Origin of the sequence: Amycolatopsis kentuckyensis (assembly GCF_002155975.1) — a bacterium.
Classification (GTDB): domain Bacteria; phylum Actinomycetota; class Actinomycetes; order Mycobacteriales; family Pseudonocardiaceae; genus Amycolatopsis; species Amycolatopsis kentuckyensis.
In genome coordinates this window covers 21203-30780 of record NZ_MUMI01000203.1, presented here as the reverse complement: position 1 = coordinate 30780, position 9578 = coordinate 21203, and the positions used below count along the sequence as shown (strand labels likewise).

General features: G+C 67.2%; 11 protein-coding genes and 1 tRNA gene. 7 read left to right on the top strand and 5 right to left on the bottom strand.

Translation table 11 applies throughout. The features are described from left to right. Nucleotides 1-632 (top strand): S16 family serine protease (locus CCN39_RS20385; RefSeq protein WP_279629584.1); only part of this gene is annotated, 632 nt, incomplete at its 5' end. 142 nt (nucleotides 633-774) lie between these two features. Further along, nucleotides 775-1269: a Gmad2 immunoglobulin-like domain-containing protein gene (locus CCN39_RS20380; RefSeq protein WP_086844271.1), complete on the top strand. Its 495-nt coding sequence runs from the start codon at nucleotides 775-777 to the stop codon at nucleotides 1267-1269. A 61-nt stretch (nucleotides 1270-1330) separates the two neighbouring features. Here CCN39_RS20380 and CCN39_RS20375 read toward each other — a convergent pair. Continuing rightward, nucleotides 1331-1413 (bottom strand) — tRNA-Tyr (locus tag CCN39_RS20375). Nucleotides 1414-1542: 129 nt separating this feature from the next. On the opposite strand from CCN39_RS20375, the gene CCN39_RS20370 reads away from it, so the two are divergent. Beyond that, the gene (locus CCN39_RS20370; protein WP_086844269.1) at nucleotides 1543-2034 is read left to right on the top strand and encodes a YajQ family cyclic di-GMP-binding protein; all 492 of its coding nucleotides are present in this window, start codon (nucleotides 1543-1545) and stop codon (nucleotides 2032-2034) included. 31 nt (nucleotides 2035-2065) lie between these two features. Here the strand turns inward: CCN39_RS20370 and CCN39_RS20365 are convergent, their stop codons facing one another. After that, the gene (locus tag CCN39_RS20365; protein ID WP_244210879.1) at nucleotides 2066-2368 is read right to left on the bottom strand and encodes a tyrosine-type recombinase/integrase; all 303 of its coding nucleotides are present in this window, start codon (nucleotides 2366-2368) and stop codon (nucleotides 2066-2068) included. 79 nt (nucleotides 2369-2447) lie between these two features. Between CCN39_RS20365 and CCN39_RS20360 the strand changes: the two genes are divergently transcribed. Continuing rightward, nucleotides 2448-2921: an HIT family protein gene (locus CCN39_RS20360; RefSeq protein ID WP_208630277.1), complete on the top strand. Its 474-nt coding sequence runs from the start codon at nucleotides 2448-2450 to the stop codon at nucleotides 2919-2921. A gap of 417 nt (nucleotides 2922-3338) precedes the next feature. Here CCN39_RS20360 and CCN39_RS20355 read toward each other — a convergent pair whose 3' ends face one another. Both CCN39_RS20355 and CCN39_RS20350 read right to left on the bottom strand, forming a co-directional pair. After that, on the bottom strand, nucleotides 3339-4520 hold the full coding sequence (locus CCN39_RS20355; protein WP_143264090.1) for an AAA family ATPase: 1182 nt from the start codon (nucleotides 4518-4520) through the stop codon (nucleotides 3339-3341). 233 nt (nucleotides 4521-4753) lie between these two features. Then, nucleotides 4754-5425: a hypothetical protein gene (locus CCN39_RS20350; RefSeq protein WP_086844265.1), complete on the bottom strand. Its 672-nt coding sequence runs from the start codon at nucleotides 5423-5425 to the stop codon at nucleotides 4754-4756. A 124-nt stretch (nucleotides 5426-5549) separates the two neighbouring features. Here CCN39_RS20350 and CCN39_RS20345 point away from each other — a divergent pair, with 124 nt between their 5' ends. Together CCN39_RS20345 and rfbA are read left to right on the top strand one after the other, a co-directional pair. Beyond that, the gene (locus CCN39_RS20345; protein ID WP_208630276.1) at nucleotides 5550-6671 is read left to right on the top strand and encodes a sialidase family protein; all 1122 of its coding nucleotides are present in this window, start codon (nucleotides 5550-5552) and stop codon (nucleotides 6669-6671) included. A 51-nt stretch (nucleotides 6672-6722) separates the two neighbouring features. Then, entirely contained in the window at nucleotides 6723-7604 is an 882-nt protein-coding gene (gene rfbA, locus CCN39_RS20340) for a glucose-1-phosphate thymidylyltransferase RfbA (RefSeq protein ID WP_086844260.1), read from the top strand. On the opposite strand, the gene htpX is transcribed toward rfbA, so the two are convergent. Further along, the gene (htpX, locus tag CCN39_RS20335) at nucleotides 7601-8452 is read right to left on the bottom strand and encodes a zinc metalloprotease HtpX (protein ID WP_086844258.1); all 852 of its coding nucleotides are present in this window, start codon (nucleotides 8450-8452) and stop codon (nucleotides 7601-7603) included. The genes rfbA and htpX overlap by 4 nt on opposite strands. A gap of 136 nt (nucleotides 8453-8588) precedes the next feature. Here htpX and CCN39_RS20330 point away from each other — a divergent pair, with 136 nt between their 5' ends. Further along, nucleotides 8589-9557, top strand: a complete 969-nt coding sequence (locus tag CCN39_RS20330; RefSeq protein ID WP_086844257.1) for a YncE family protein — start codon at nucleotides 8589-8591, stop codon at nucleotides 9555-9557. Nucleotides 9558-9578 lie beyond the last annotated feature (21 nt).

Here is a 9578-nt window from a genome sequence, read left to right as displayed (position 1 = left end):
GCCCGCGGCACATCCCGGAGTCGTCGCTGCCGGCGTCGACCCAGCGCACGGCGACGCCGGGCGTGGCGACGGGCCTGGCGGTGACGGGTGCCGGCGGTGACGTCCTGTACATCGAGGCGTCGCTGGCGGACCAGGAGTCCGGCGCGTCCGGGCTGCAGCTGACCGGCCAGCTCGGCGACGTGATGAAGGAGTCGGTGCAGATCGCGCTGTCCTACCTCAGGTCGCACGGCGCGGAGCTGGAGCTGCCGGTGGGCGACCTGCGCAACCGCGGCATCCACGTCCACGTCCCGGCGGGCGCGGTCCCGAAGGACGGCCCGTCGGCGGGCATCACGATGACGACGGCCCTGGCCTCGCTGCTGTCCGGCCGCGTGGTCCGCGCGGACGTGGCGATGACGGGCGAGGTGTCCCTGACCGGCCGCGTCCTCCCGATCGGCGGCGTCAAGCAGAAGCTGCTGGCGGCCCACCGGGCGGGGATGAAGACGGTGATCATCCCCCAGCGCAACGAGCCGGACCTGGACGACGTCCCGGCGGAGGTGCTGGCCCAGCTGGACGTTCACCCGGTGGCGAACGTCCGCGAGGTCCTGGACCTCGCATTGACCCCGGCTTCGACGCCGGTTTCCCAGGCGGCGTAACCCCGAGCGCCGCCGCCCCGGACGGCCGGTTTCCCTTCCCGCGGGAAACCGGCCGTTCCGCGATCGGTGACCAATTCCTCTAGCGCGCGCCCCCCGAATACCGATCAATTGTCTTTGCCGAATCGGATCGGAAGGGTGAGCAGTGACGATCTATCTGCAGCAACCGCACGCGTACGACTTGGTGGGCAACGTGATCCAGGTGGCCGGAGTGGCCGGCGGAGCGTTCGAGGCGAACTTCAACTACCGCATCCACGAGGGCCACGACGAGGTGACCGGCACGTTCCTGGCCGGCGACGGCGCGGGCGGCCACGGCCAGTTCCAGATCACCGTCGACGTCACCAGCGCGAGTTTCACACTGGACCGGCTGTTCGTGGACGTTTTCCACGAATCGCCCAAGGACGGCTCGGAATTGGGGAAAGTGGTCGTCCCGGTGGTCTGGGGCCCGAAGATCGTCCCGGGCTACCACAGTTACCTGGAGCACGTGGTGGCATCCGGAGAGACGCTGTGGGGCATCGCGGCCACGTACTACGGCTCGGGCAACCTCTACCACCGCCTGGTGGCGGCCAACCCGGCCACGATCCCCAACCCGAACGTCATCCACCCCGGCGACGTGATCCGCGTGCCACAGGGAACCTGAACCCGGTCGGGTACAACGAAAGAGAGCCCTGTCAGCGACAGGGCTCTCTTTCGTTCGAGCGTGGCGGGTGAGGGATTCGAACCCCCGTAGGCGTAAGCCAACTGGTTTACAGCCAGTCCCCTTTGGCCACTCGGGTAACCCGCCCAGGCCGGTCTCACCGGCCGGGGAGAAGCTTACCCAACGCCCCCGAGCAGGGGTCAACCGGGATACCCGTCGGGTGACAGGGGCTAGGCTGGGTGGCCCCTGACAAGCGAGTACGAGGTGTGAGGACACGTGGCGGATCCGTCTTTCGACGTCGTGAGCAAGGTCGACCGCCAGGAGGTGGACAACGCGCTCAACCAGGCGAGCAAGGAGCTGGGCACCCGGTTCGACTTCCGCGGCACCGGCACCACGATCAACTGGTCGGGCGAGGAGGCGCTGACGATCGAGTCCGAGACCGAGGAGCGCGCCCTGGCCGCGGTCGAGGTGTTCAAGGAGAAGCTGATCAAGCGCAGCATCTCCCTGAAGGCCTTCGAAGCCGGCGAGCCGGCGCTGTCGGGCAAGATCTACAAGATCTCCGGCAAGATCCTGCAGGGCATCGCCTCGGACAAGGCGAAGCAGATCGCCAAGTTCATCCGCGACGAAGGCCCCAAGGGCGTCCAGGCCCAAATCCAGGGCGACCAGCTCCGGGTGTCGGGCAAGAAGAAGGACCAACTGCAGGACGTGATCGCCTTGCTGAAGGGCAAGGACTTCGAGATCGCGCTGCAGTTCACCAACTACCGGTGATTCATGGGCTCTGACCTGCGGGTATCTGGTTTCAGGTGCCCGTGGGTACAACCCCGGTACAACGGAGCGCGGAGTCCACGAGCGCCCTCGTCTGGTCCACCGCGTCCGGCCAGTAGCCGACGTAGGTGTTGAGCGTCACCGTGGGCGTGGTGTGGCCCATGGCGAGCTGAACGGCCTTGACGTTCGCTCCGCCGAAGATCAGCACCGTGGCGAAGTAGTGCCGCAGGTCACGCAGGCCGAAGCCCTCCGGCAGGCCCGCAGCCTTCACGGCCGGGCGCCAGATGTACGACCAGTCGGACCGGTGGATCGGGCGGCCGTCACCCCGGGTGAACACGAGGTTGGCGGGCCGCCGACGTCCACGCGGGCGACAAGCACGAGTTCATCTACGAGTGGAACGAAGGCGACATTCAGCCATGACGAGCGAGTGGCCGGGCAACTGGGCTAACCGGATCAGCGGCGAAGCCTGTGAGATGTGCCAGTCGAAGCGCTTGGACGAAGACACCTACGGGATCCGGATCTTCGAGACGGCCGATGTGGACGCCGTGCTCCAGCGAGCCGACATCCAGCGCGGGTACACGCTCGTGATCTGGCGCGGGCGTTACGTCGTCGAGCCGTTCGAGCTGAGCGAGTCGGAGGCGCAGGCCTACTGGAAGGCGACGTTGACCGTGGCGAAGGCGCTGGCCACGTTCTACCGGCCGCTGAAGATGAACTACGAGACGCTGGGGAACACCGTCCCGCATCTCCACACGCACCTACTCCCGCGTTTCGTCGAGGACCCTGCTCCGGGGAGGCCGTTCCCGCTGCTGCCTCAGAGTGGCGACGAGTCCCAGATCGACCCTGCGCAACTCGCCAGCGACGCCGCAGCGCTTCGAGCTCTCCTCGGTTGAGCCGCAGCCCGTGAGGCGGAGGCTTGGTGAGAACTTTCTCTACAGGATCAAGGCGGCCCCTCCGGGGCCGCTCGGCCCCAGCTCTTTGCCCCGGCCAAGCCCTCGCGGGGGCGTGCGGCCTGGCGGCCGGTCCCCCGCGAGTCGGCCGGGGCGAGTGGGCCGAAGGGTTCGGGTAAGCCGCAGATCCGAGAAGAGATGTCCTCGCCGGACGGGCAGGTCTCCGAGATGGCCAGCAGGGCCCGCACGTTGCGTCCGTGGTTGGCCAGGCGGCATCTCGTCAACCTCCCGGAGGGCTATCACGCCGCGTCAAGGGGGCGGTTTCGGAGCTCAGTCACGGCCAGCGGAAGGTGCCCCCTTGACCCGACGTGATCGGGCTGCGCCAGGTCGACGAGATGCCGAGAGGCCACCCACTCAGAGTCAGGCCCCAAAAAGCTCAGCCTTATACTCCTCCGGTATTACACCCTCCGAAAGTGCAGCCATAATGGCGAATGGCTGCATCAGCGGGTTCCTGAATCGGTAGGTGTATTTCCTTTCACTACCTTCTTTTTTCAGAACGGAACCGTGTTCTTCTTCGGTAAACTCTGCCAAATGTCGAGCAAAAGCAGGAATTTCGTATCGCCGCCCCATAATTCGCGACATTGGCTCACGAACCGCACTGGAAGTAAACTGACCCAGCAGGTTCTTCTCCGCAAGCGCACACGAAGCAAGCACTCGCGAAAATAGATTGTTTCGACGAGGACTCTGTATCGCCGTTTGATACTCTTTAACCAACGAGTGTCGTTTAGTCGATTCCTCCGTTGCCGCCTCAACGTCTAGTACAGTTAGAACGGTACGATCATCCGCTACCGCACGCTGGGCGGCTTTTTGCGCCAGCCAATGAACGTAATGAGGAAGTCCTTCGGAAAGCCGGGCAATGCGGGTTTGCGCCGCATCGACGATCGCAAGGTCAAGCTTCTCCAGGCCCCCGACAACAATTCGAACGCAGTCTTCGTAATCCATACGAGGAACGTGTACTTCTGATATGCCGCGCTGAATCGACTCATGCTCGCCAATGAGTTGATCGATCGAATCTGCGACCCCTACGATAACGAGCTTACTGGCCGTCCGGTGATCAGACAGCGCCTTAATGGTGTCGGCCATCAAAGACAAGGCTTCATCATCTTCGATTCGGTCGAATTCATCCAGTACTATCAGCTTCGGCGGGTCGACCTTTGACAGCATGTACCGCAAATCATCTGGATCTGGAGAGGCATACTTCCACTCATCTGGAATTTCGATTCCAAGTTCGCGAAAGACTTTTCTCCAGATTGTTTTGAAGTTATCATTAGTATTACAGTTCACCCGCACCGAAAGAGCTTCGTAGCCCCCGCCGCGGTGCATTATGATGTCGGCGATCACGTTAGCGATGGACGTCTTCCCAACACCGCGCTCACCATAGAGGACCACATGCTCGCCAGGCTGATTAAGAACATTGACGACTTTCATGATCTCCGCGTTCCTGCCCGCGAAGAGCTCAACCGACCCAACGGGAGCCGCAGGAGTAAAAACCTGGGAGATCTTGCCGTATCGTTCATTCTTCTTGCCTGCATCAGCACTCACAGAAGGCACTGTAGAGCAAATTGCGACCACTCGCCAATCATGGTCGATTCGAGAACTCTTGATCTTTCCTGCGAGTGAGCTCTTGATCGTTATCAGGTCGGCGCACAGCTCGGACCGCTAGTTGGGCATCGTTCACGAGAGCTGACCCGACGGGTACAAATCCGGTACAGATGACAACAGCCAGCGACGACCAACGTGACGCCGCCGCGGGCACCCGGTCGCCGGGTGCCCGCTCAGGACGGCGTCAGCGTCCAGCTCGCCTCGTAGCCCTCCACCTGCAGGTACGCCGGCCCGTGGACGTCCCGCTCCACCTGCAGGTCGCCGATCTGATTCAAGATCAGGTCGCGGTCCTCCGGTGACATCACCCAGAGCCCGATGGCGCCGCGGGTCTTCGCCGTGAACCGGATCTTCGCCACGCCCGCCGGCAGCCGGACCACCGCGTCGCCCTTGCCCGAGGCTTCCTTGCCCGCGTCGATCGTCGCCACGCTGCGGTGGTCCGCGATCGTCGCCGTCCAGGGGGCGTTCGCGTGGACCGTCACGTGCTTCACCGGGCGGCGCGGGTCCGTGTTCAGCCACTTCGTGCCCTTGTACGCGCCGATCGCGTTGACCAGGCCGTGCTCGCCGCCATCCGTGTCGACGATCACGTTGGACGTGCACTTCGGGCATTCGAACGTGAAGAAGCCCAGCTGGTCGGCCGGCCACGTCGTCTGGAACTCGCCGCTCCCCGTGCCCGTGTGCGTCTCCGCCGGCACCTCACGCGGCTCCGCGGGCGCGGTGGCGGGCGCGGTGGACGACGGCGTGGCCGGAGGAGCCACCGAATCGATGATCTCGCCGTAGCCGGTCGCGGGCGCGCACGCCGACGTCAGCGCCACGAGCAGCAGCAGGCCACCCAGCCGGATCTTCATGTTTTCCCCTCCCCGTGATCTTTCGGCGCCGAGCGCGGCAGCGTTACCCGAACGCGTGAATGCGCCCGGTGGCCGTCGCCCACCCGTGTTGTAATCGCGCGGTCACCGTGTGGAGGGGGTCGAGGTGCGCCGTTCGCTGGTCTTCCTGCTGACGCTCGCGGCCGTCGCCTCCCTGCTGACGCCCGCGAGCGCCGCCGAACGCAAGCAGCTCATCCCCGGCTTCGGCGCCTACGCGCGCTTGATCCGGCTGGGGAACGGGCGCATCGTCGCCACCCTGACCAGCCAAGACGCCGACGGCAAGTACACGCCCGTCCTGGAGAGCACCGACGAAGGCGACTCGTTCCACGAGATCGGCGCGATCCGCGACCCCGACGGCCGGTCCGGCATGTGCTGCGGCACCGTCTACGAGCTGCCGGAACGCGTCGGCCGGCTCCGCGCGGGCACACTGCTGTGGGCCGCCTCCTACCGGCAGGACGCCGGGCCGCAGCGCCGCATCGGGATCCGCGTCTGGGCCAGCAAGGACGGCGGCCGGTCGTGGAGCTTCCTGTCCGAGGCCGCGCGGTCGCACAACATCGACGGCATCTGGGAGCCCGAGTTCACCGTCGACGCCGGCGGCACGCTCTGGCTCCACTTCGCCGACGAGACGCAGGCGCCGAAGTACGCGCAGGTGCTCAACCGGGTCGCCTCGACCGACGGGGTGAACTGGGGCACCAAGCAGCTCACCATGGCGATCCCGCCGGACCGCGTCCGCCCGGGGATGCCGATCATCCGGCGGCTGCCCGACGGCCGCTACTACTTCGCCTACGAGATCTGCAACTTCCGCGACCGTTACTGCGACCCCTACTTCAAGATCTCCGCCGACGGCGCCAACTGGGGCGATCCCGCCGACCCCGGCACCCGCGTCGACACCGCCACCGGCAACTACTTCCAGCACGCGCAGACGATCACGCTGTTCCCCGGCGGCCCGAACGGCGTCCGGATCGTCATGGTCGGGCAGATCTACACCGACGCGAAGGGCGTCCCGCAGCCGCAGAACGGCCAGGTCCTGCTCGCGAACGACGACTTCGGCAGCGGCCACTGGTACGAACTGCCTGCTCCGGTGCACATCACCGGGATCCGGAACCACTTCTGCCCCAACTACTCCTCGACGCTGCTGCCGGTCGACGACGGCCGGAACGTGCTGGAGATCGCCACCGAGGACAACGCCGGCTGCAAGGCCTACTTCGGTAAAGGATCCGCCTTCTGAGGACGGCCCGTAGGGTGGTCGGGTCGCGGCCACGGGAAAGGGAGGCAGTCCATGAAGGGGATCGTGCTGGCCGGAGGCAGCGGGACGCGCCTGCACCCGATCACCCAGGCGGTGTCCAAGCAGCTGCTGCCGGTCTATGACAAGCCGATGGTCTACTACCCCATCTCGGTGCTGATGCTGGCCGGGATCCGCGAGATCCTCGTCATCTCCACCCCCACCGACCTGCCGATGTTCCGCAGGCTGCTGGGCAACGGCGACCAGTTCGGCCTCTCGTTCTCCTACGCCGAGCAGGCGAGCCCGAACGGGCTGGCCGAGGCCTTCGTGATCGGCGCGGACTTCATCGGCGACGACGACGTGGCGCTGGTCCTCGGCGACAACATCTTCTACGGCCAGGGCTTCTCCGGCCGCCTGCAGCAGGCCGTGCGCGAGCTCGACGGCTGTGTCCTGTTCGGCTACCCGGTCAAGGACCCCGAGCGCTACGGCGTCGGCGAGGTCGACGACACGGGCAAGCTGGTCACTATCGAGGAGAAGCCGCTGAAGCCGCGCTCCAACAAGGCGATCACCGGCCTGTACTTCTACGACAACCAGGTCGTCGACATCGCCGGCGCGCTGAAGCCGTCGGCGCGCGGTGAGCTCGAGATCACCGACGTCAACCTGACCTACCTGCGCCAGGACCGCGCCACGCTGGTCGAGCTCAGCCGCGGCTTCGCCTGGCTCGACACCGGCACGCACGACTCGCTGCTCGAAGCCGGCCAGTTCGTGCAGGTCCTGGAGCACCGGACGGGGGTGCGCATCGCCTGTCTCGAGGAGATCGCGCTGCGCATGGGCTTCATCGACGCCGACGAGTGCTACGCGCTGGGCGCGAAGCTGGCGAAGTCCGGCTACGGCGACTACGTGAAGGCGGTCGCCGTGGCGGCGGGGGCGTCGGCCTAGAACGGGCGGCGCGCCATCTCCTCGAGCCGCGCGATCCGGTCGGCGATCGGCGGGTGGGTCGAGAACAGCTTGCTCAGCCCCTCGCCGGGGCGGAACGGGTTCGCGATCATCAGGTGCGACTGCGACACCAGCTGCGGCTCGGCGACCAGCGGCCGCGCCCGCGTCCCGGCGTCCAGCTTCCGCAGCGCCGAGGCCAGGCCCAGCGGGTCGCCGGTCAGCTCGGCGCCGGACGCGTCGGCCTGGTACTCCCGCGACCGGCTGACCCCCATCCGGATGACGGCCGCCGCGATCGGGCCGACGAAGATCAACAGCAGGCTGAGCAGCGGGTTCCCGTCGCGGTTGCTGCCGCCGAAGAACAGCGCGATGTTCGCGAGCACGCTGATCACGCTGGCCAGCGCGCCGGCCACGCAGGAGATCAGGATGTCGCGGTTGTAGACGTGCGACAGCTCGTGGCCGAGCACGGCCCGCAGCTCGCGCTCGTCGAGCAGCTCGAGGATGCCGCTGGTGCAGCACACCGCCGCGTGCCGCGGGCTGCGGCCGGTCGCGAACGCGTTGGGCGCGACCGTCGGGCTGATGTACAGCTGCGGCATCGGCTGCCGGGCGACCTGCGCGAGCTCGCGCACGATCCGGTACATCGCGGGCTGCTCGACCTCGGACACCGGCCGCGCCCGCATCGCGCGCAGCGCCAGCTTGTCGGAGCTGAAGTAGGCGAACGCGTTCATCCCGAGGGCGATGACCAGCCCGATGACCAGCGCGCCCCGGCCGAAGAACCCGCTGAGCGCGACGATGATCGCCGACAGCAGGCCGAGCAGCAATGCCGTCTTGAGTCCGTTCTGGTGCCCGTGCACGCGCGCTCGCCTCCGTCCGCTGTCCCGAGTGGGGTTACCCAGTGGAAACAACGCGATCGGGGGACGCGAAGTTCCTTCACGTGGCGATGGCGCGAGTTACGCTCGGACGGCGAGTTGATCAGGAGCGGAGGCGCCGATGCGCGGTGCGCGGCTACCCCGGCGGACGCTGTTCGCCCTGGTCACGGCGGGTGCCGGCGCCCTCGTCCTGCCCGGGACGGCGCGCGCGGAGGACGTCCGGTCGCTCGACCTCGGCGGGGCACCGGCCGGGGTCGCGGTGAACCCCGTCACCGGGCTCGGGTACGTCACCGACGCCCAGGCCGGGACGGTCTCCGTGGTGGATCCGCGCAGCGTGTCGGTCGTCGACGTGATCCACGTCGGCGGCGAGCCCGGCGACGTCGCGGTCGACCCGAAGGCGGGCCGGATCTACGTCGCGAACCCGCCGGCCGGCACGGTGGTGGTGCTGGACGGCCGCACCCACGACCTGGTGAGCGTGATCGGCGCGGGAGCCGGCGCGTCGGCGCTCGCGATCGACGAGGCGGCCAACCGCGTCTACGCGGCCAGCGGCACCACCGGCACGCTCGCCGTGCTCGACGGCGTCAGCTGCACGCTCACGGCGCTCGTGCCGGGCCCGAAGCCGGGCTTCGCCGGGATCGGCGTCGACTCCGGCCGCAAGCTGGCCTACTGCGCGAGCACCGCCTCCGATTCGGTCGAGGTCTTCTCGATCGACAGCGGGCGGTTCGCCGCCTCGGTGAAGGTCGGGCGCAACCCGACGAGTGTCGCGGTGCACCAGGCGAGCGGCACGGTCTACGTCGCGAACTCCGGCATCCATCACATGTCCATTGTGGACGCCGCAACGCACGCCGAGCGCAAGACCGTGTTGCTGCGCAGCGAATCCTCCGCGCTGGCCGTGCACCAGGGCACGAACACGGTGTACACCAACGGCGGCCAGAACGGGCTCGCCCGCGTCGACGGCACGGCGGGCACGCTGAGCGGCGAGCTGTCACTGGGCGTCAACCCGGGTGACGTCGCGGTCGACCAGCGGGCGCGCACGGTGTGGGTGACCGACCCCCTGCACGGCCGGGTCTTCCTGGTCCGCGATTTCTGACCCGCAGCTGGGGCCACTCCA

What these genes read in the sequence shown, in the direction of transcription:
- CCN39_RS20360 (WP_208630277.1), top strand. Translation starts at nt 2,448, where the DNA reads ATGACGAGCGAGTGGCCGGGCAACTGGGCTAACCGGATCAGCGGCGAA.
- CCN39_RS20350 (WP_086844265.1), bottom strand. Translation starts at nt 5,425, where the DNA reads ATGAAGATCCGGCTGGGTGGCCTGCTGCTGCTCGTGGCGCTGACGTCG.
- rfbA (WP_086844260.1), top strand. Translation starts at nt 6,723, where the DNA reads ATGAAGGGGATCGTGCTGGCCGGAGGCAGCGGGACGCGCCTGCACCCG.
- CCN39_RS20330 (WP_086844257.1), top strand. Translation starts at nt 8,589, where the DNA reads ATGCGCGGTGCGCGGCTACCCCGGCGGACGCTGTTCGCCCTGGTCACG.